At 39.2% G+C, this 21,474-nt stretch carries 25 protein-coding genes; 9 read left to right on the top strand and 16 right to left on the bottom strand.

Annotation, left to right across the window (positions count from 1 at the left end; all coding sequences use genetic code 11):
- The first annotated feature begins 99 nt into the window (after positions 1-99).
- The 7 genes from mobB (at position 100) to FA584_RS03895 (ending at position 5,610) form a co-directional block, all read left to right on the top strand.
- The gene (gene mobB, locus FA584_RS03925) at positions 100-597 is read left to right on the top strand and encodes a molybdopterin-guanine dinucleotide biosynthesis protein B (protein ID WP_096046079.1); all 498 of its coding nucleotides are present in this window, start codon (positions 100-102) and stop codon (positions 595-597) included.
- 1 nt (position 598) lies between these two features.
- A complete protein-coding gene (locus FA584_RS03920; RefSeq protein WP_096046078.1) occupies positions 599-1,435 on the top strand; it encodes a class 1 fructose-bisphosphatase in 837 nt (278 codons plus the stop codon).
- Positions 1,428-1,625 carry a hypothetical protein gene (locus FA584_RS03915; protein ID WP_096046077.1) on the top strand — a complete coding sequence of 66 codons (198 nt, stop codon included), beginning with the start codon at positions 1,428-1,430 and terminating at the stop codon, positions 1,623-1,625. Before FA584_RS03920 ends, FA584_RS03915 begins: the two co-directional genes overlap by 8 nt.
- Before the next feature lie 34 nt (positions 1,626-1,659).
- Entirely contained in the window at positions 1,660-3,597 is a 1,938-nt protein-coding gene (gene metG, locus FA584_RS03910; protein WP_167750274.1) for a methionine--tRNA ligase, read from the top strand.
- A 90-nt stretch (positions 3,598-3,687) separates the two neighbouring features.
- Positions 3,688-4,596 (top strand): hypothetical protein, encoded by a 909-nt coding sequence (locus tag FA584_RS03905; RefSeq protein WP_228448592.1) that lies wholly within the window; start codon positions 3,688-3,690, stop codon positions 4,594-4,596.
- A gap of 12 nt (positions 4,597-4,608) precedes the next feature.
- Positions 4,609-5,028 carry an rRNA maturation RNase YbeY gene (ybeY, locus tag FA584_RS03900; protein ID WP_167750273.1) on the top strand — a complete coding sequence of 140 codons (420 nt, stop codon included), beginning with the start codon at positions 4,609-4,611 and terminating at the stop codon, positions 5,026-5,028.
- A 3-nt stretch (positions 5,029-5,031) separates the two neighbouring features.
- The gene (locus FA584_RS03895; protein ID WP_167750272.1) at positions 5,032-5,610 is read left to right on the top strand and encodes a DJ-1/PfpI family protein; all 579 of its coding nucleotides are present in this window, start codon (positions 5,032-5,034) and stop codon (positions 5,608-5,610) included.
- Positions 5,611-5,694: 84 nt separating this feature from the next.
- Here the strand turns inward: FA584_RS03895 and FA584_RS03890 are convergent, their stop codons facing one another.
- The 15 genes from FA584_RS03890 to FA584_RS03820 form a co-directional block, all read right to left on the bottom strand.
- Positions 5,695-5,838, bottom strand: a complete 144-nt coding sequence (locus FA584_RS03890) for a hypothetical protein (protein ID WP_191342081.1) — start codon at positions 5,836-5,838, stop codon at positions 5,695-5,697.
- Positions 5,839-5,986: 148 nt separating this feature from the next.
- On the bottom strand, positions 5,987-7,792 hold the full coding sequence (gene mrdA / locus FA584_RS03885; RefSeq protein WP_167750271.1) for a penicillin-binding protein 2: 1,806 nt from the start codon (positions 7,790-7,792) through the stop codon (positions 5,987-5,989).
- Positions 7,789-8,262, bottom strand: a complete 474-nt coding sequence (locus FA584_RS03880) for a hypothetical protein (protein WP_167750270.1) — start codon at positions 8,260-8,262, stop codon at positions 7,789-7,791. The genes mrdA and FA584_RS03880 overlap by 4 nt, the downstream gene beginning before the upstream one ends.
- Positions 8,229-8,687, bottom strand: a complete 459-nt coding sequence (locus FA584_RS03875; protein ID WP_096046071.1) for an N-acetyltransferase — start codon at positions 8,685-8,687, stop codon at positions 8,229-8,231. The genes FA584_RS03880 and FA584_RS03875 overlap by 34 nt, the downstream gene beginning before the upstream one ends.
- Positions 8,684-9,286, bottom strand: a complete 603-nt coding sequence (yihA, locus tag FA584_RS03870) for a ribosome biogenesis GTP-binding protein YihA/YsxC (protein WP_191342080.1) — start codon at positions 9,284-9,286, stop codon at positions 8,684-8,686. Before yihA ends, FA584_RS03875 begins: the two co-directional genes overlap by 4 nt.
- Positions 9,283-9,747, bottom strand: coding sequence for a lipopolysaccharide transport periplasmic protein LptA (gene lptA / locus FA584_RS03865; RefSeq protein WP_096046069.1), 465 nt, complete (start codon positions 9,745-9,747; stop codon positions 9,283-9,285). Before lptA ends, yihA begins: the two co-directional genes overlap by 4 nt.
- Positions 9,748-10,281 (bottom strand): LPS export ABC transporter periplasmic protein LptC, encoded by a 534-nt coding sequence (lptC, locus tag FA584_RS03860; RefSeq protein WP_096046068.1) that lies wholly within the window; start codon positions 10,279-10,281, stop codon positions 9,748-9,750.
- Positions 10,272-10,769 carry a KdsC family phosphatase gene (locus tag FA584_RS03855; RefSeq protein ID WP_096046067.1) on the bottom strand — a complete coding sequence of 166 codons (498 nt, stop codon included), beginning with the start codon at positions 10,767-10,769 and terminating at the stop codon, positions 10,272-10,274. The genes lptC and FA584_RS03855 overlap by 10 nt, the downstream gene beginning before the upstream one ends.
- On the bottom strand, positions 10,769-11,341 hold the full coding sequence (gene hisB / locus FA584_RS03850; RefSeq protein ID WP_167750269.1) for an imidazoleglycerol-phosphate dehydratase HisB: 573 nt from the start codon (positions 11,339-11,341) through the stop codon (positions 10,769-10,771). The genes FA584_RS03855 and hisB overlap by 1 nt, the downstream gene beginning before the upstream one ends.
- Before the next feature lies 1 nt (position 11,342).
- A complete protein-coding gene (locus FA584_RS03845) occupies positions 11,343-12,140 on the bottom strand; it encodes a septal ring lytic transglycosylase RlpA family protein (protein WP_191342079.1) in 798 nt (265 codons plus the stop codon).
- Complete coding sequence (locus tag FA584_RS03840) at positions 12,121-13,368, bottom strand: lytic transglycosylase domain-containing protein (protein ID WP_167750268.1); 1,248 nt, start codon at positions 13,366-13,368, stop codon at positions 12,121-12,123. Before FA584_RS03840 ends, FA584_RS03845 begins: the two co-directional genes overlap by 20 nt.
- A 37-nt stretch (positions 13,369-13,405) precedes the next feature.
- Positions 13,406-14,206: a TatD family hydrolase gene (locus FA584_RS03835; protein ID WP_096046064.1), complete on the bottom strand. Its 801-nt coding sequence runs from the start codon at positions 14,204-14,206 to the stop codon at positions 13,406-13,408.
- Positions 14,207-15,460: a GGDEF domain-containing response regulator gene (locus tag FA584_RS03830; RefSeq protein ID WP_096046063.1), complete on the bottom strand. Its 1,254-nt coding sequence runs from the start codon at positions 15,458-15,460 to the stop codon at positions 14,207-14,209.
- A 117-nt stretch (positions 15,461-15,577) separates the two neighbouring features.
- A complete protein-coding gene (locus tag FA584_RS03825; protein WP_167750267.1) occupies positions 15,578-17,110 on the bottom strand; it encodes a DNA repair protein RecN in 1,533 nt (510 codons plus the stop codon).
- A complete protein-coding gene (locus FA584_RS03820; protein WP_096046062.1) occupies positions 17,107-17,985 on the bottom strand; it encodes an NAD(+) kinase in 879 nt (292 codons plus the stop codon). Before FA584_RS03820 ends, FA584_RS03825 begins: the two co-directional genes overlap by 4 nt.
- Before the next feature lie 99 nt (positions 17,986-18,084).
- Between FA584_RS03820 and FA584_RS03815 the strand changes: the two genes are divergently transcribed.
- Entirely contained in the window at positions 18,085-18,651 is a 567-nt protein-coding gene (locus FA584_RS03815; RefSeq protein WP_167750266.1) for a YajG family lipoprotein, read from the top strand.
- A 60-nt stretch (positions 18,652-18,711) separates the two neighbouring features.
- Here FA584_RS03815 and FA584_RS03810 read toward each other — a convergent pair whose 3' ends face one another.
- Complete coding sequence (locus tag FA584_RS03810; RefSeq protein WP_191342078.1) at positions 18,712-19,551, bottom strand: GGDEF domain-containing protein; 840 nt, start codon at positions 19,549-19,551, stop codon at positions 18,712-18,714.
- 170 nt (positions 19,552-19,721) lie between these two features.
- Between FA584_RS03810 and aspS the strand changes: the two genes are divergently transcribed.
- Positions 19,722-21,470 carry an aspartate--tRNA ligase gene (gene aspS / locus FA584_RS03805; RefSeq protein ID WP_167750264.1) on the top strand — a complete coding sequence of 583 codons (1,749 nt, stop codon included), beginning with the start codon at positions 19,722-19,724 and terminating at the stop codon, positions 21,468-21,470.
- Positions 21,471-21,474: the final 4 nt, after the last annotated feature.

Here is a 21,474-nt window from a genome sequence, read left to right as displayed (position 1 = left end):
ATTGCTCTCCATCTTCAGCTCTTATTCTTCGCATCTCATCAAAAGCTAAATCTTTTTTTGCTATTATTACTATGATAATAACATAAAAAGCAGGAAAAAATGAAATCCTTAGCCGTTGCTTTTACAGGACCATCGGATAGCGGAAAGACAACGCTGATCCTCAAAGTCGCCAATATTCTAAAATCTGAATATACTCTAGCTATCATTAAAAATGACCCAAGTGATAAAGCTATTTTTGATGTTGAGGGTAAAGATAGTTGGAAATTTGCCCAAACAGGAGCTGAAGTCGTCGTCACCTCTCCCACGCGTACCACACTCTTTTCAAAACACCCTAAAAGTTTAGATGAGATTATCTCCTTGCTTGGCGATTTTGATTTTTTATTGGTTGAAGGCCTCAAGACCCTCCCACTCCCTCGCATTGCTATTTTTCGTAACAAACTGAATGTAGACTATTTTGACTGTTCCGATGCCATTGCCGTTGATGAGAGTGTGACATTAAGTGACTACGCGATCCCCTCACATATTGCGATTTTAGATTTAAATAACCCCGAGCAAGTCGTTGCTTGGATACAAAAAAATGCCAAAAAGGTCAAATAATATGCAAGAAATTTATGAAGCAATCAAGCGCTCAGCAAAGCGCATCAGAGAGGCCATTGAGTTTGATGACACAGGATATTCTGAGAATATTAACTCCACAGGCGACACACAGCTTAAATTAGACATTAAAAGCGATCTTATCATCGAAGAAGAGTTTGCAAAAGTTGCCTCGATTAAAGAGATTGTCAGTGAAGAGAAAGAAGGTAAAACCCCTTTACATGTAAACGGGATTTACGGTGTGGGATATGACCCATTGGATGGTTCTAGCCTTGTCGATGTTAATCTGAGTGTTGGTTCCATCTTTGGCATCTACGAAGGTGGCTATGAGGGGAAACACCTTAAAGCAGCGGTGTATGTTGTTTATGGACCACGTGTTGAGCTCGTGATCGCGCAAGAAGATGTCAAGATGTACCGTTTAAATAAAGCGGGGGAATTCGTTTTCATTAAAGAAATTAAGCTCAAAGAAAAAGGTAAACTCAACGCACCTGGAGCAACCCAAATGGGGTGGGAGCCAAAACACAAAGCAATGATTGATGCCATTTTTGCAGATGGCTACCGTTTACGTTACTCTGGCGGCATGGTACCCGATTTGCATCAGATTCTTCTCAAAGGTGGCGGACTCTTCTCTTACCCTGCAACGAGTGACGTACCCAAAGGCAAACTACGCATGATTTTTGAAGTCTTCCCTTTTGCGTTTGTCTATGAAAAAGCGGGTGGTGCGGCGATCAATGGAAAACGTAGAATTTTAGAGCTGGCACCATCACATCCTCATGACACCACACCATGCTTCTTTGGCTCGCATGCAGAGATAGAACGTGTTCGGAAGTGCTATGAGTAGTGAAACGAGTGACATTTACGAACAAGATTTGCAAGAAAAAAAAGCACTCTTGCAAGTGTGTCAACAAGACAAAAATCTTGTGACCTGTAGTGACTGTGAAAAAATGTTTGAATGTGAAACCCGCAAAACCTATGTGAAAGCCGTTTACGAGAGTATGGCTAAAGGACAAGGTGGCGGCTTTGAGTTTTAACAATACAATGAATCAATTTTAATTAGGAAAAACGATGTCCCAAAAAGCTTACATTACCACTCCCATCTACTATGTTAACGATGTTCCGCATATCGGACATGCGTATACAACGATTATTGCCGATACGATGGCACGCTATTACCGCCTTAAAGGGTATGAGACATTTTTCTTAACCGGAACCGATGAACATGGTCAAAAAATCGAAGAAGCTGCTAAATTACGCAATAAAACACCTCAAGCATATGCTGATGAGATCAGTGGCAAATTTCGTGCCCTTTGGGATGAGTTTGAGATCAGTTATGATAAATTTATCCGTACCACCGATGCCGATCATAAAGCGGGTGTGCAAAAAGCATTTCAAGTCATGTTTGACAAAGGCGACATTTACAAAGGTGAATACGAAGGACATTATTGTGTCAGTTGTGAAACCTTTTTTACCGACACACAACTGGTCGATGAAGATAAATGCCCAGATTGTGGCAAACTTACACGCTTAGTGAAAGAGGAGAGTTACTTCTTTAAACTTTCCAAATACCAAGAAGACCTCATTAAATGGTACAACAGCGATGAAAAATGTGTCCTTCCCAAAGGTAAGAAAAACGAAGTGATCAGCTTTGTCAAACAAGGACTTCGTGATCTTTCCATTACACGCACTAGCTTTGATTGGGGTGTGAAACTCCCTGCTTCTATGAACGATGACAAACACGTCATGTACGTTTGGTTGGACGCGCTTTTAAACTATGCAACTGCTCTTGGATATGGTACTGATGAAAAAAATATGGCATTTTGGCCTGCGACCATTCATTTAGTTGGAAAAGATATTCTTCGTTTCCATGCTATTTACTGGCCAGCGTTTTTGATGAGCCTTGGGTTGGCTTTGCCAAAACACGTTGCGGCACACGGTTGGTGGACACGCAATGGCGAGAAGATGAGTAAAAGTAAAGGCAATGTCGTTAATCCCAAAGAGGTCGCTGATGCCTATGGTTTGGAGAATTTTAGATACTTTATGCTGCGTGAAGTACCGTTTGGACAAGATGGCGACTTCAGCCAAAAAGCCTTGATGGATCGTATCAACTCTGATCTTGGAAATGAACTGGGGAACCTGCTCAACCGCATCATCGGAATGAGTGGCAAATACAGCAATGGTGTGGTTAACTCCAAAGATATCAGTACCTTTCATGAGAGTGAACTAAACGCCGTCGATGAAATTTTGAAAAACGTGGAAAGTAACCTTTTAGAACTTCAAACGAACCGTTACCTTGAAGAGCTTTGGAAAGCGCTTAGTATTGCTAACCAAGCCATTACCGTGCATGAGCCATGGGTGAAAATGAAAGAGGGGAAGACCGAACAAGCCTTAGCACTTGTGGCACTCGTCTCCAATATTTTGGCACGAGTCACCGTCCTACTCCACCCTGTTATGCCAAAAACAACAGCGACGATTGCCAAAGCAATGGGCTTTGAGATTAATACGGCGAACTTTGACAAACTGGTTGTTCGCAAAGACTTCTTAGATGAATTTACCATCGAAAAAGTACCACCCCTCTTCCCTCGCATTGAAGAGGAGTTGATGGCACAACCTACCGCTCCCGTAGCAGTAGTAGAAGCGCAACCTTCAAAAAGCACTAAAAAAGAGCATAAAGCAGAATCCATCATTACGATTGATCAATTTTTCGAAACGGCTTTAAAAGTGGGAACGATTTTAGAAGCGAGTATTTTAGAAGGAAGTGATCGTCTTTTAAAACTCAAAGTTGATTTAGGTGAGAGTGAGCCTAGACAAATTGTTGCGGGTATTCGTGAATATTATACCCCTGAAGAGCTGGTGGGCACGCAAGTCTGTGTGGTTGCCAACCTCAAACCTGCCACCATCAAAGGGCTCCTTAGTCAAGGGATGCTTTTAGCGGCGAAAGATAAAGAAGGTCTATGCCTTGTTCGCCCAGAACGTCCTCGCCAAAGCGGCGCTTCGATTGGATGAAAATAGATAACTTTGTACGCATCATTGATGGGAAGCTTGCAACCCTGCCTCCCATTGATGCGTTTGCCTCTATATCGCTTGAGAGTTCGCGTGTCTCTCATGGCGATCTTTTTCATAGATACGACTTCACGCGAATCTATTCATCAAGCGCTAGATAAAGGGGCTTATGCCATTGTCACAACCCTTCCTTTTTTGAATGAGGATGACGAATGCGCATGGATCGAAGTCACGTCCATAGAGCAGATGTTGATCAAGCTTTTACGGTATACCATTACGCAAAAATCACTTAATATTGTGCTACTTTCCCCTGTGCAAGAAGCACTTTTAGAGATGATTCACGTCCCTAAAACCATCAAGCGTTTACGTGGCGATCTTTTTAATATTGCTAAAATTTTACTCACTGCAAAAGAGGAAGAGCATTTTTCTCTCAGCGATAGCGTCCTTGTGCAAAAGATTGCTCCCGTTGCCCACCGTGTTGAAAACGCTTTACATGTAAAACCTCTCATTGTTTCCAAAGGACTTTTTCTCTCTTCCTTTTGGCATCAAGAGCGCTACCTTTATGAGCAAAAAATTCCTTCTCTTTTTGTGGAAGAACTGCTCTGTTTACTTCATTTTTGTGATACTCACACAATCACTTATAATTTAGAGCATTTAGGGTTTTGTGAACATTTTTATCCGCAGTTCGTCACCCATGCACTCTGTAAAAAAGAGTTTGGCTCTAGCGACAAAGTGCTCATTTTTGAGCCTACATCTTCTTTATTGCCTTCATTACTGAGCTATATGCAAACCATGATTGAAAGCTCTCATATTATTCTCGCTTTACCTAAGCAACTCCAACAAAATATCACTTTTGAAGGAGAAACGCTTATTTTTGAAACCATCGAAGAGCTCTCCATTTTAGCGCAAAAATCGTTTGCATATGCCCTTATTTTAGGAGATAAAGAGAGCTATGAGCCTCTGTTTATCAAATCATTTACAATCCAACCAAGCCTATTTTAAAAGGAGATTTGCATGCTACTGATCGAAAATGAGTTCAATATCGCTTTACATGTAAAAATGCTGGAGCAGATTTGTGAAGAACATACTCCAAAAGAAGTTGAGCTTCTTATCATTGATGGGGATAGTATGCAGGAGCTTAATTTGGCACATCGTGGCATGGACAAAACCACGGATGTCCTCAGCTTCCCCATTGACGACTTTCCTCATGCCCCGCTAGGTTCCATCGTTATCAATCACGAATTGGCGGCACAAAAAGCGAAAGAGCTTGGACACAGTGTGGAAGAAGAGATTACCCTTTTGTTTATTCATGGAATGCTTCATCTTTTGGGTTTTGACCATGAAATTGATCACGGAGAAATGCGTGCTAAAGAAGAGGAATGGATTAAGCAGTACAATCTACCTGCCAGCTTAATCGTGAGAACAGAGGAGTAGCCTATGGTCACCATTGGTATTGTTATCTTTCCAAACGTCGAAGAGCTTGATTTTGTAGCACCTTTTGAGGTACTGAGTTACGCTAACAAAGTGCAACCTAACAGCACAAAAGTCCTTTTAATTGCTCCCAGTTTAGAGCCTGTACACGCCTTCAATGGTTTGAGAATTTTGCCTGATGTAACGTTTGAAAACTGTCCTACGTTAGATATTTTACTTTTCCCAGGTGGAAAGGGGCGTATGACATGGATGAAAGAGACTTCTATGCAAAACTTTATCCAAAAGCACTCCAAAGAGGTGACCTACTTAACATCGGTCTGTACAGGAGCATTTTTTCTTGCTGAAGCAGGTATGCTGATGGGGAAAGAGGTAACCACCTATTACACTGCTTTTGATGAACTAGCCGCTTATGGTGTCAATGTTGTCTCATCTAAAGTAGTCCGTGATGGAAAGATTATTACCGCTGCTGGTGTAAGCTCTGGTTTGGAGCTAGGTTTTTACCTTTTACGTGAGCTCTTTGGAGCCCCTTTAGCACAAGAGGTGGCAGAAAGAATAGAATACACCATCGATATTATGCATCTTTAACTTTTTACATGTAAAGATCTTTTTCCCTATAGGATTGTTTTGTTTTTTAAAGATACCTCGCATTATGCGAGGTATCTAACATGATTATCGACGACCGTCTTCACCGCCATGCATGTCCCTACCTTCGCCACCTTCATGCATTTCCATGCCATGTCCACCATGTCTGCCACTATCATGGTCACCATAATAGGGTCGCCACCAACATCCACTCAACATGATTGCCGTCATCATGCAACCAAAGATTATTTTTTTCATTTTCTACCTTTCTTTACATTGAATAAAATTATTTGAAGCTATGACTTTCAAAAATTTTCTCATATAGTATAGAGCTTATTGCCCTAAAATAGCTTTGAGATTTGAAGTCATTAAAGAGGCATTATCGAAGTTTAATATAACCCATTTCGTAGAGTTTATCATAGATTTTTGAGGCGATTGGACCCCCTTCTGACCCACCATGACTTCCATGTTCAACAAGAACCGTTACAACATATTGCGGGTTATCATAAGGTCCAAACGTGGTAAGCCACGCGTGAGAGCGTTGGAAATAATCCATATCTTCTTCTCGCATACGTTTTTTATCGGTTTGCGAAATACCCACAACTTGTGCTGTTCCTGTTTTAGCGGCTATTTTAAAAGGGGCTGTTACTTTGATGTGATTGACAGCTGTTCCTCCAGGAACATTGGCGACCTCAAACATACCCTCACGCGTAACTTTCAAAAAGCGTTTTTCACTCTCACTCACGATGCTGGGATCAGCGGGGAAATTGATCGTTTCGTCGTTTATTTTGCTGATAAAATGAGGTGTCACACCATTCCCCGTTGCTAAAAAAGCGGTGTATTTAGCAATTTGCACAGGCGTCACGAGAAAATACCCTTGACCGATTGACGTAATCAGGGTTTCACCTTGAGACCACCCTTTGCCGAAACGTGCTTTTTTCCACTCACGACTTGGAACCGTTCCCGTAAATTCACGAGGTAAATCAATCCCTGTTTTTGTTGCAAAACCAATTTTTGTTAAAAAAGGAGCAATGTTATCAATACCGACTTTGAGACTCGCTTTGTAAAAATAGTCATCACAACTCTCTTTAATAGCACGAACATAGGAGATCATACCATGTCCCTCTTTTTTCCAGTCACGAAATACCCTACCGCCAAGCTCCATCGTACCGGTTGACTCAAAACTCGTTGTTGGGTTAATAATGCCTGAATTCATCATTGCAAGACCGACGCCCATTTTGACAACAGACCCTGGAGGATAAAGTCCATTGACCAATTTATTGGTAAAAGGATGGTTGAGATCATTGGCAAGAACAACCCACTCTTCTTGCGTAATGCCACTGACGAATTTATTAAGATCATATTCTGGAAAACTCGCCGCGGCTAAAATTTCACCTGTTTGTGCATTCAGAACAACCACTGCACCACTATCCGTACCAAAAAGTTCTGCAATGTAGCGTTGCAACTCCAAATCAAGGCTTAAAACCAAATCATTGCTTTTAGGAAGTGTTTTACTGACCTGCTCAATCTCTTGGTTAAATGCAGTCACTTTAGTTTTTTTCTCCCCTTTAACGCCACGCAAAACATCATTGTAATATTTTTCAATACCCGTTTTACCAGAGAAGCCAACTAATTTTGCCGTACCTGTTTCATCCTCAGAAATATCTTGCGTATTCGATTTTCCCACATACCCAATGACATGCGATGCTAACGCACCATAAGGATAATGACGTTTAGAAGTAATCTCTATTCTAAGATTTTCATGCTGCGAAATTTTTGCAAAATAAGGGATGAGCTTATCGTAAGGAACAAAGGGAATGACATCCACAAAGTCATGATTGTAAGCAGAATCTGCTTTGAGATACTCTTTGGTCATCTCTTTTATAGTGTAGTCAGGTAAAAGGTCTGCTAAAAAAGCGATTTCTTCATCTAAAATAGCCCGATTGACTTTGTAACTCAACCTCGGTTTAATCCGAATAGAAAAACCTAAACGATTGACAGAGAGTGGGTTAAGATTGCGATCTAAAATAACACCACGTAAAGGGGCTAATTCATCGACTTTGACTGCATTTTGCTTCGCAATCTCTTCATAATAGGCATTAGATTTAATGCTAATATAATAAACCCTAACCAGCAGGGCGATCCACACCGAAATGAAGATACCAAGAACAATCTTAATTCTCACCGTGAAATCCTAAAAAGCATAAAAGAGAGTAATGAATCAATGATGATATAGTAAAAATAGTAGTTTGAGAAATAAGGGAAAGGTGCATTGTCCAAATAGGCAAAAAAAGCATTTAAAAAATAGTGCCCCAAATACGCAATCGCCACGTATGCCGCTAAAATACAGTTATTACATGTAATAACATTTTGAATTTTATAGATTGCAAAGCGGTAAACCACTACAAATAAAATAACATACGAAAAGAGATAAAACCCTTTAGTAAGATCGTATAAACACACATAACCCAAACTCAGAAAGAGAGGAAGAGCATTATCTTCATGTCGGTTAAAATTAAGAATAAGATAACAAAAAACCACGCCTACAAAAGAGGGGATCAGCGGATACAACGAGGACATGACAAGACTCAAAAAGAGCCATCCACTGATCCAAAAGGTCACTAAATAGTTTTGATGAGCGCTATTTCGTCGCATATTGGAAAATGTTTGCATTTAATACAATCTGCCCATATTTTATGAGTAGGCAGTGCCTCTTTGGGGATTTCAGAAAAACCAACAGATTCAAAAAAAGCTTTTTGATAGGTCAAAGTGAAGACTTTCTTAACACCTAAGTTTTCTCCATCGATCAAAAGGTTTTGAATAATTCCTTTTCCAACGCCATGACCCCTAAACCCCTCTTTGACAACAAGACTTCTAATCTCTGCTAAATTATCTGCATGGAAATGTAAAGCTCCAAATCCAATAATCTGGTCATCTTCCTTGGCAAGGATGTACGAACGAATATTGGTTGCCATTTCATCGGAACTGCGGAAGAGAATAATTCCTTTTTCGACTTCAGGTTTTACAACCTCTTGCATATGGACAATATCACTCAGTTTTGCTTTCGTATAACGTATCATGACTCTTCTCCAAAAAGCGTTAAGAAAATAGCGTTAAGTGCCTTATCTACCCCTTTTTTGCTACTACTTGAGACCAAAATAGCATCCGGATAATTCTTTTTAATCAGGCTAATCTCACTCTGTTTTAATTTATCAAGTTTGGTAAAAATACGCAAAATGGTCTGATCGGGTCTTACAATTTCACTTAAATAGGTGTGTACTGCTTGGTCTATCTCTAAAAAAGGGTGACGAGAATCAACAAGATGGACAAAAACACGGATTGAAACGCGCTTTTTAATATAATCTGTCAGGTTTTTTTGCCACTCTGCTTTGAGGCTATGCGATACTTTGGCATATCCAAAGCCAGGAAGATCCACTAGTTGCGCATGGTAACTTTCACCGTCTTTGTCCAAGACGATTTGAAAAAAGTTAATGAGACGTGTCTTGCCTGGTGTTGAAGAGCTTTTAGCAAGCCCTTTTTTATTGGTAAGTGCATTAATAATGGAACTTTTGCCCACATTACTACGTCCAATAAAAGCAACTTCGCTCATCCCTTCGGGTGTAGTCTCTTCCATTTTGGAAGCAGACTTCACAAAGAAGGCATTTTTGACTTTAATCACTGTTTTTTATCCTCAACTTTGAAGATAAATTTCACAGGTGCAGCCCCTTTTCCATCCACTTGATACTGCCCACTGTTTTGATCCGCTCGGATAAAATCACCATACACTTTTTTATCTGTTTCAATCTCATGCAAAAAGGCTTTTTTCTCTAAAGTGTAGAGGCTTTTTGATGGTTCATAGGTCATTTTTTCAGCTTCGCCATAATACTTTTTTTGATTCATCGTTAAATTGCCCTTGGCATTACCTGTTGCAATATAGCGTAAAGGTTGTTTTTTATCATCAAACTCTATGACGACTTTATTCGCTGTCAGTTTATCACTCTCTTTGATCACGATAACATGACCTTCAAAGGTACTGATTTTCTTTTTATCATCAGCAAAAAATTTGTCAGCAGTGACTTCGACTTCCGCAGCCAAAAGCATACTTGAAGCGCATAAACAGAGTGCTATCAGTTTTTTCATCTACTTCTTCCCTAGTTGTTGTATAAATGAGTGTATATTAGTGGCACTTATTGTGCCCTCTTTCATCTGATAAACAAATGAAAGCCCATGACTACGGCTCTGCTTCTGGGTGAAATCAAAGGGTTTTTCACTGCTTAAAATCTCTTTTTTAAGGTCATAAAAAATATCTTCACCATCTAGGGCAACACCATCTTCTCTAGCATAATGTGAATTGGTTTGGAAGTGCATGACATTATCTTGAAGAGTGCCTTCATCTGATATAAGCGTACCATGCAATCCCTCTTTAGTCTTGTGCCCTGCATTAATAACATACAGTTTATCAAAATCTTTATAACGTGCTACGCGATCTGCATGTACGATGCTTTCAATCGTTCCCTCTTTAATCTGATAATTTTGAGCATTAAAAAGTTCTATATCAGGAACTAAATTTCCATTTTGATCTACGATATTAATCGTATAAGGCTCTTTAATAATTAAAAAGAGCATCATTGCAAAGAAAAGAAGTGTTGAATATACCAGTAATCTTACAGCCAAAGGTTTACAAATGCCTCACTCAAGTTTTCTTTCTCGACCACAATGTCGATCATCTCTCTAACTGCCGCTTTTCCACCCTCTTTATGTAATACAACATCAACAGATTGCAAAACCATAGGTAAGGCATCGGCTGGAGCGAATGAAAGGCCAACAGAACGTAACAATGACACATCATTCAAATCATCACCAATAGCAGCGACTTGGTTGAATGAGAGTCCTTCTTTATCCAAGATTTCTTGTAAAACAGCTTTTTTATTTTTGACATCTTGATACAAATAATTAATGCCAAGTTCTTTGGCTCGCTTATGAACTACCTGAGAACTTCGTCCCGTAATGATTGCTGTTTTACGTCCCAATTTCATCCATGAGACAATGCCGAAACCATCTTTGACATTAAATGTTTTAAACTCTTCGGCATCACTGTTGCCATAGGTAATTCCACCATCCGTAAGGCAACCATCAACATCAAAAACCAATAATTCAATCATTATAAAACACCCTTAGTGCTTGGAATTCCTGCACGCTCATTTTTGACTAAACTCCGACGAAGAGCTACAGCAAAAGCTTTAAATGCGGCTTCCAAAAGATGATGTCTATTTTTACCACGACGGGCAATAATATGTGCACTAATGCCAGCATTGCTGATGACCGCTCTAAAAAACTCTTCCGCCAGTTCCACATCAAATTCGCCAACTTTTCCTTCCATCGCTACTTCATAGACTAAATAAGCGCGATTGCTAAGATCAAGGGCGCATTCAACCGCTGCTTCGTCCATAACAACGACGGCATTACCATAACGTTCTACACTTTCAATAGGGTATATCGAAGCACGTAAAGCTTGCCCTAAAACAATGCCTACATCTTCAACACTATGATGAAAATCAATGTGTGTATCACCTTTACATGTAAGGGTTAAATCGATCAAAGAATGCTTGGTAAAGGCTTCTAGCATATGATCAAAAAAACCAATACCCGTAGCGATGTTTGCCTTACCCGTACCATTAATCTCTAATTCTACACTAATGTCTGTCTCTTTGGTTACGCGTTGTAGTGTTTGCATTCTATTCCCTTACAATAAATGAGCCTTTAAAAGGCCCTTTTGCAATAAAATCTGAGGCTTCAGCTTCACTGCCAAATCCTTTAAGCCATACGCGGTACATCGGTTTATTTTCAAATGTACCCTCTTTTACGACCGCATTGTAGCGATTATTGACATTCATATTGCTTTGAGCAAACCGTGTCGCTCCATCTTTATTTCTAAAGGCGCCAATTTGGATGAAATAATCGGTTTCAACAACACTCTCTTTTGGTGCACCAGCAGGTGCGACTACTCCTGCAAACCCTAGAACTTCAATACCCACAGGACCCGTTCCATTAGCAACAAGATCAATACGTGTCGCAGCAGTATAGGAGAGATCAATAATACGTGTCCCCACAAAAGGTCCTCGATCGTTAACACGGACAATAATACTTTTATTGTTTTTAAGGTTGGTTACTTTCAGCATTGTATTCATAGGGAGTGTTTTATGTGCAGCCGTCATATCATACATATTATAAACTTCACCATTGGAAGTTTTCTTACCATGAAAATCTTTACCATACCAGCTGGAAATACCGCTAAATGTATCTCCTACACTCACCATCGTCGGTGTATACGTTACGCCATCAATCGTATAAGGACGCATCGTCGCTTTATGCATTGCAGGCGAATCATTAATAGGGCCACTGCCATCAGGAGCTGCCATTGTAGCACCTCCCCTGGAGCGATAAGAATAAGAGTCGTGTTTAGAAGCGCATCCGTAAAATACCAAAAGCATTACAACACAAAGGCTCAATCCACTAGTTTTTTGGTATAACAATACTCTCTCCCACTTTTACAAGTGCATTCTTTTTCTTATTGGTTTTTATCAATTGCGCGACAGGAATATCGTATTTTTTTGATACTGTTTCAATGGTATCCCCTGCTTTTATGACATACAATTTTTCGACATTATTTGCTGATGCCACCGTTACGGAAGAATGTGTCGCTGTGCCAAGAGGTACAATAATCTCTGTTTTTGGTTTCAGTGAAGCACTTTTTAAATTGTTGAGTTCCATTAAAGATTGATAACTCATGCCGTATTTTTTTGCAACACTTTGTAGGGAATCCCCTTTTTGGGTGTTATACACAGCATATTTTTGGGGTTGTTTGGTTTGATCAAAATTTTGAGTAAATGTAATTTGACGATCTTGAGGAATATACAAATAACTTTTTTCACCAAGAGGCGAGGTAAAGGCATGTTTCAGATGCGGATTGTACGATTTTAATTCACGTAGTGAAATTCCAATACTCTCTGCCACATCTTTAAGACTTGTACCACTTTGGACGGAAACTTTAACAAACGTTGCATTATTCGCACGATTGAGAAGGTATTCAGAACCATTGTCAAGCATAATGTCTGTGCTACCAGAGATAAAACTCATCATTAAAATTTTACGGATATAGAGTCTGCTTTCCTTGGGAAGGTACTTTTGGCTCTCATCTAAGAGAACATTAATATCATCGGTTCCAGCTTTGGCTATCGCTTTTGTAACCGTGCCTTCACCACAATTGTAAGCAAGTGCCGCAAGATACCACTTACCAAAAAGATCGTGTAACCGTTGTAAATAAACAATCGCCGCTTCCGTTGATTTAACAGGATCTCGCCTCTCGTCTACAAAAGCATTTTCAACCAAACCATAACGACGAGCCGTTTCAGGAATAAATTGCCAAATACCTGAAGCTTTTGCAGAAGACGAAGAAAAAGGATCAAAACTAGATTCGGTCATAGCTAAATATAAAAATTCTGGAGGAACGCCAGCTTCTTTCATCTTTTTTTGCAAAATTGGAACAAATTTATCACCACTTTCTAATTCACGTAGGAAATGTTTTGTTTTGTACATTTCGACATCTTCGTTCATAGAAATAAAAATAGAATCTTTCAAAAAAGTAGTTGGAAGATCAAAATTTTTAAGGGCGGTAAGTTGTTTTTCGTAATTATTGTCGGTATTTAAAAACGCGTGGAGACTCTGAAACACAAGAAAAAGGGTTAAAATAACCTTATACATGCCTCTCCTTTTTGGTGTATTTATTGCTTAGTATTTATTAGATTGTAACTAACTTTATCTTTTCTAAAGCTTTAAAGAGTGAAAAAGCATTTTTTGAGGTCAAATTGTGAAGTTCGGTGACACTTATATTTAAAAGCTCCGCCATCTTCGTTGCAACCAAAAGTGTATAACTTGGCTCATTGCGTTCTCCTCGATGAGGCATCGGAGAAAGGTAAGGAGCATCTGTTTCAATGAGGAGTTTATCACGTGGAATGAGGGGCAATACCTCAACTAAATTCTTAGCATTTTTAAATGTTAAAACGCCGCCTATACCGAAGTAAAAACCTTTATCTGCCAAATCTAAAAGATGTTTAGATGCATTATAACAGTGTAAAACACCGCCTACTTCGTATGCTTTTTCCTTTAGCAAAATCTGCTTGCTATCTTCATTGGCATCTCGAATATGAACGATGAGAGGCTTTTGAAACTCTCTTGCAAGTGCAATTTGCTGAGCAAAGACGTCGTGTTGTCTCTGTTTTTCAATCTGTTTTTCCTCGACATCCTCAGGTAATCTAAAATAATCTAAACCGCATTCCCCCACCGCAATACATTTTTCATCCTGCAAAAAAGATCGTAGTATTTTTTCATCATATTGTTCATGATTGTACGGATGGATACCTGCCGCAAAGAAGATATGTTCATAACGATGAGAAAGTTTTTGGGCATAACTTAGATCGTCAATATCTGCTCCAGGAATGATAATGCCCTTAACTCCTTGCTCATAAGCTTTTGTGATCACAGCATCAACGTCATCCCTAAAACGTGCATCATCCAAGTGGCAATGGGTATCTATAATCATTTAAGAAACCTCAACCCTATTTCTGCCATTTTTTTTCGCAATGTACAGTGCTTTATCCGCTTGATTAATCATCTCTTCCACGCTCTCCAAATCTCCAAACGTCACACCGATAGAAACACTGATGCTAAGATCTTTTTTCTCTTTGGTATGGATATGTAATCCCGCAACCGCATGATTGAGCTTAATGAAAAACTCCAATGCCTTTTTTTGGTCAATATTTTTAAGCACCACACAAAACTCATCGCCCCCCAAACGTGCAATAAAATGATCATGGGTAAGATGTTTTTCAAGTGTCTTGGCCAATTCAACAATGACCGTATCACCAACGCGGTGCCCTAGCGTATCATTGATCTGTTTAAATTTATCCACATCAATTAAGCCCATAGCAAAGGACTCATTTTTCTTTTTTGCCTCTTTAAAATACTCTTGCATCGCATCAAAAAAATAACGTCTGTTGGCGAGTCCACTGAGAAAATCGTTTTGTGCCATATCTTCAATTTTGGCAATATATTCTAAGGCATCCAGCGAATTATTAATACGACATGCAATCTCTTCTCTCGTAAAGGGTTTATTAATAAAATCATTGGCACCAATTTTGAGAAACTTGGCAGAGATCAGATCCGCATTGGTCCCCGTCATCGCAATAATAGAAATTTCATTTTTACTGTAGCGTTTACGAATTTCTTTGGTCAGCTCAACACCATCAATCACGGGCATCAGATAGTCCGTCAAAACAAGCTTAATGTCAGGATTGTCCTCTAAAAAAGCAAGCGCTTCTTCACCATGTGCTGCAACAAGGACTTTAAACATTTGGTGCTGTAATAAAGATTTGATCTGTGCGCGAGTTGCCATGGAATCATCGACAACTAATACTTTGATATCGCGATTTTTATGGAGTCGTTCAATCAATGTAAAAATATAATTAACATCGTCAATATTGCCTTTATAGACATAATCAATCACATCTTTTTTCAAAATATTTTCACGAATTTCTTTTTCCATTGAGCCAGTAAGAATAATAGAAGGGATTTTATGTGCCAAAATCATATCAACCACTTCGCCATCTGGGGCATCAGGGAGATTAAGATCGAGCAATGCTACAAAATAGTCACTATTTTTTTCAACAAGATTTTGTGCCTCTTCAAACGTATATGCCATATCAACATCAAAATCAAGGTTTGATTCCATTTTTTTGACAATCAGTTTAGACAGTGCTTTATTGTCTTCAACGATTAAAATTTTCTCTCGTGCCATAAATAATCCTAGCAATTACATGTAAGTTACTTTTCATTGTAACATAAAAAATTTAGTACTTTTATAAAAACGTCCCGTGAGAAAATCACTCAATACACAATGAGACTATTGCAAATTTCAACTTTCCAAAAGGGATTTGGCAAACACAATCGCTTCGTCGCTGACATTTTCACCACTCACCATACGTGCCAATTCCACAATACGCTCTTCATCTTTCAGAGGCACAACATGGCTTACATGTAAAGCGTCTTTGGTCACTAAAAAATGTTGATTGGCAACAGAAGAGAGTTGTGGTTGATGTGAAATCGCGAAGATTTGATATTTCGTGGAGAGTGTTTTGAGGACATTGGCAACACTCATGGACTCTTTACCACTGAGATTGGCATCAATTTCATCTAAGATCAAAACACCTCCACGAGAGAGTAAAAATTCATTGTGGGTGGCTAAGAAAGCAAGACGTACACGATTATATTCACCCGAGCTAATCTTTTTAAGATCGACTTTGCCAAGGTTTACATGTAAAGCATCAAACCCTAATTCATTTAAAGCACTCTCTTCCAAACTTAATTGCAAAGAAGGCATATACAACTGTGAAAGATAATCATTGATACGTGTTTCTAAGAGAGGTAAATATTTTTTGCGTGTTTCACTGATTTGGAGGCTTTGAATGTTGACTTCATGCTCTGATTTTGCAACGGCTTTTTGCAACTGGCTCTTTTCAAACGCGATATTTTCATAACGTGTCAGCTCTTCTTGACGCTTTTGCTTATGTTCTAGCGCCTCTTCGATAGAACCGTAACGTTTTTTGAGTTGCGCAATCTTTTCAATACGATCTAAAAGAGACTCCACATCAATCTCTTCAAGGGCTTCAAGCGTTTCATTCTGTTTTTCAAATACCAAACGAAGCTCATTCATAGAGGCATCAAAAAAGCTACTATCTGCTTCAATAAGATTTAGAACCTCTATGACACTGCTCTCAAGTTCAAAAATAGACCCTGCTTTTTGCATTGCCACTTCAATTTTTTCTTTTTTAGAGAGTGATTTTTTAAAAGCAATCAGCTCTTCGTCTTCGCCAATTTTAGGAGCTACCTCATCGATTTTAGCAATTTCAAAACGTGCAAATTCTTTGAGATCTTCCACTTTTTTCTCTTCAGCTTCAATACTCTCAAGCTCATCTTTGAGCTTTTTATACTCCACAAAAAGTGCTTCAAAAGCGGTGACAACTTCAAGATGGTTTGGCTCTTTACTCGCACAGACACCATCAATAAGCCCCAACAATCGACTGTTTTCAAACTCACTATTATCTTTGATGGAGAGGTAATTCACAAACGTACGAGAGAGTTCCACCATCCCTTTTTTAGAAACAGCTTGCGCATTGATAAAATAGCGTGCATTTTTGGCTTTGAGAAATTTAAAGATATTGGGTTCTTCCTCTTCAAAACCAAAAGTATCCAGTCCCAAATTGGACGTAAGCGTTGCTTCGATGACATCGGCATGCACATCCCCATATCCAAACAATGAGAGTAACCCCTGCATCAACACCGATTTACCAGCACCACTCGGCCCGCTAAAAACAACCAGCCCTTTTGAAAACTCTATATCACACTCAGCAAAGGAGAGATGATTTTTAATGAATAATCGCTCTATCACACGTGCCCCCAATGCAATTTCTTTTTCAAGATATCAAAATAGTCCCGATCCAAACTGTGAATCAGCTCCGCACCCTGCTTTGCACTTCGAACACAAACACGATCCACCTCGTTCATCGTATAGGTATCTTGCCCATCCACAACAATCACCGTATCGCCATCGCTCTCAAACGAAACTTCAAAATCAACCGGTAAAACGAGAGGTCGTTGACTCAAAGAGTGTGGGCAAATCGGCGTCAAAATCAGTGCCTCCGTCAGAGGATACACAACAGGACCTCCCGCTGAGAGGTTGTATGCCGTTGAGCCTGTTGGTGTGGAGACAATGAGACCATCGCCATAGTAAGAGTTAAAGAGTTGCCCATCAACATAGGCCTTGATATTACTCATATGGGAGATCTTCGAACGCGATAAAACAATGTCGTTAAACGCAACTACTTTTTCAATTTTTCCGTTTACATGTAAAGAAACTTCAAGCATCATTCGCGTATCAATGCGGTAATTTCCCACAAAAAGCTCTTCAATAAAATGGCTAATTTCATCGGTCTGAATGTCCGTTAGAAAGCCCAATTGCCCCGCATGAATTCCTAGAACTGGCTTGTGATAGTGTAAACTTTTGCGACACAGTGAAATGAGCGTACCGTCTCCGCCAAGTGAGATAAGAAAATCACTTCGTGTACACATCGACTCAAAGCTAACACCCGCACCGCAACCTAAAAGTTTGGCACTTTTTTCTTCAATGAGTAAGGTCACGTCATGTTTACTGAGTGCCGCTTCAATCTCACGCACATAGCCACACAGCGTGCCATCATTGGGTTTACTGACAAGCCCTACGGTCGTAATCGTCGTTAATTTTTTTGTATGATTGGTTATTTTCATGATAACTCATTCTATCGTGTCTTTTATTAATCAGCGTTTATGCTATAATTTCGCGATATACAGACCTCTTGAGGAGATCAAAATTTACAGGGAGAAAACATGAAATATCTATTTTTGATGGCAATGACACTACTACTTTTTAGTGGCTGTGCTTATAAAAATGAAGCCATTGCACTCGATTCATACAAAGCAGAGTACGCAGGACCTGTTTCAAAAGATAAAAAGACGATTTATCTGAGAACGGTTAAAGATCTACGAGCGAATAAAAGCATTATTGGGTATGTTGATCAAAAAAGTGCCACTCAGATTAAATTCTACAGCAATGAGAATTTTGCAGAGAAATACGCAGAAGGTTTAGGCTACGCATTGAATCTTGCAGGCTTTAGCATTGATGCAAGTAAACAAGAAGCTAGTTTGGTGGTTGAAGTGTACATCAAAGATATTGAGATTATTTATAATGATAAAAATTTTGATACCAACCTCAATGGTGAGATTGAGCTTGAAGTTATCGTACGCAAAGGGGATGATGTGATCACCCAAAACTTCCGCCAAAAAGGAAGTAAATGGATAGCGCCATCAAACAATTCTAAAGACTTAGAGCCTTTCTTATACACACTTTTTTCAGATAGTATTGATCAAATCGTTACTCGTTTAACACGCTTGTAAAAAATTCTTTTTTTCACATGGGTTTTCTTTAATGGAAACCCATGTTCCTTTAGACTTCTCTTACCAGTTACTGACCACAACCCTATTTCTTCCGTATTTTTTTGCCAAATAAAGGGCTTGATCTGTCTCTTCTATCAGAGCATCTTTGTCAGTAATCACTGCACTCAAAGAACAAATACCTATGCTGACGGTCACTTGTACGACCTCTTGTGTTGTAGAAATAGTAGCTACCGTTGTCTTTTCAACAATGCCACGTAAACGCTCAGCTAAAAGCTCCGCATCTTGTTTGTTGGTACTCGGTGTTATAATAGCAATTTCTTCACCACCATACCGTGCTACAACATCACTATCACGAACAACTTCTAAAACTACTTTTGAAAGATTTCTCAAAACTTCGTCACCCACTTTATGACCATAGGTATCATTGATTTTTTTAAAATGATCGACGTCAAGAAGCATAAATGTTAAAGGTAGTTTATAACGTTTTGAGAGTGCAACTTCCTCCGCAATGCGCTCATCAAAATAGCGTCTATTGTGAAGATTGGTAAGGCCATCGGTGATACTTTCATGCTGCAATATTGCCATATTCTTAACATCATTCATCGTATGTAGAGCAAGCTGTCCTACTAAATAAGCGAATACTCCTCCCAAAAACATAGTGATAGATGTAATAATGGACAGATGATTAAATTCATCGCCAAGGAGCCATAAGTTATAACCAAAAATAAAATAGCCAGCAATAAAAAAGAGAATAAAAATACTCAAAACCTTCCATCTCTCTTTGATGCTTCCTTCTGGAAGCTCAAGAATCAAGTGGCTAATAGGTGTAAGAGCGCGAATAAGAAAGAGAGCACCAATGATTAGTAAAATTAATTCAACTATCACGACAATTGAATACATGCAACCCCAAAATAATACAAATTTTTTTAACTATATGCAGATGATTGTACCACAAAACATAACAATGTTCTCTAAAATAAACTAAAGAAAAGCTACATTTAGATATACTGATTGTTTTTAAAAAACGATACTCAAGGGTTCATCAAAACACCCTTATTTTAGGATAAACATTGAGAAGTCATTATTGTACAGATTTAGATGTCGCCAATATCGGCGAGACCGTAGAAGTGTGTGGCTGGGCAAATAGCAACAGAGATCATGGTGGTGTCATCTTTATAGACCTTCGTGATAAATCAGGACTTGTGCAACTTGTTTGTGATCCAACCGATAGTATTACAGCACATGAAATTGCTGCTCTTGTCAGAGATGAGTTTGTTCTCAAAGCGAAAGGCCGTGTCAGAGCAAGAGGTGAAGGTTTAGAAAATCCACGCCTTAAAACAGGTAAAATCGAAATTGTTGTAGATGAACTGATCATCGAAAATGCAAGTGAAACCGTTCCTTTTGTCATTGGTGATAATAACGTAGGTGAAGATGTCCGTCTTAAATACCGCTACCTTGACCTTCGTAATCCTAAAGCCTACGAAATTTTTAAACTGAGAAGTAAAGCTACCGTTGCCGTTCGTAATTCACTGGATGCTCAAGGCTTTTTGGAAGTGGAAACCCCTATTTTGACCAAATCAACACCCGAGGGAGCACGTGATTATCTCGTTCCAAGTCGTGTTCACAATGGTGAATTTTACGCCCTTCCACAGTCCCCTCAACTTTTCAAACAACTTTTAATGTGTGCAGGATTTGATCGTTATTTCCAAGTGGCTAAATGTTTCCGTGATGAAGATTTACGAGCAGACCGCCAGCCAGAATTTACACAAATTGACATCGAAATGAGCTTTTGCACGCAAGAAGATGTTATGAAAGTCACTGAAAATCTTTTAAAAGATGTTTTCAAAGCCTGTGGCCATGAAATCAGCATTCCTTTTAACCGTATTCGTTTTAAAGAGGCGATGGAAAAATATGGCTCCGATAAACCCGATCTTCGCTATGACCTTAGCATGATTGACGTAATCGACATCTTTGCAAAGTGTAAAAATGAGATCTTTAGTAACATCGCCAAAGATACAAAACGCAACCGCATTAAAGCGCTCAAAGTTCCAAACGGCGATAACATCTTCTCGAAACGTCAAATGCAAGGTTTTGAAGAGTATGTTCGCAAATTTGGCGCATCAGGTCTCGGTTATTTCCAAATGAAAGAAGAAGGTCTTAAAGGTCCTTTGGCAAAATTCTTTGATGAAGACGATTTACAAGCCATCGTTACTGCAGCCGATCTGCATGTAGGCGATGCGATCTTCTTTGGTGCGGGTGAGAAAAAACTGGTACTCGATTATATGGGACGTTTCCGTATTTTTCTAGCTGAGCAAATGAACATTATCCCCAAAGATCGATTTGAATTTGTATGGGTCGTTGATTTTGAGATGTTTGAAGTGGAAAACGGCAATGTTAAAGCACTTCACCATCCTTTTACGATGCCAAAAGACATCGATAACACACCGATTGATGAGATGGAATCTATCGCCTATGACGTTGTTTTAAACGGCGTCGAATTGGGTGGTGGCAGCATCAGAATTCATAAAAAAGAGATTCAACAAAAAGTGTTCAATCTTCTTGGTATTAGTGATGAAGAGGCTCATGAGAAGTTTGAATTCTTACTCGATGCCCTCAAATTTGGTGCGCCTCCACATGGTGGATTGGCAATTGGTTTGGATAGGATGATGATGCTAATTACCAAAAGTGAAAGTATTCGTGATGTGATTGCCTTCCCTAAAACCCAAAAAGCACAATGTTTACTCACACATGCACCAAGTGCCGTTGAGAGCGATCAGTTGCGTGATCTAGGTATTCGTCTAAGAGAAAAAACCAAATAAGTTC

This window comes from Sulfurospirillum diekertiae, assembly GCF_011769985.2.
GTDB classification, from domain to species: Bacteria; Campylobacterota; Campylobacteria; order Campylobacterales; family Sulfurospirillaceae; genus Sulfurospirillum; species Sulfurospirillum diekertiae.
Note: the sequence above shows the minus strand (reverse complement) of the source record. Positions and strands in the feature narration are given on the sequence as shown.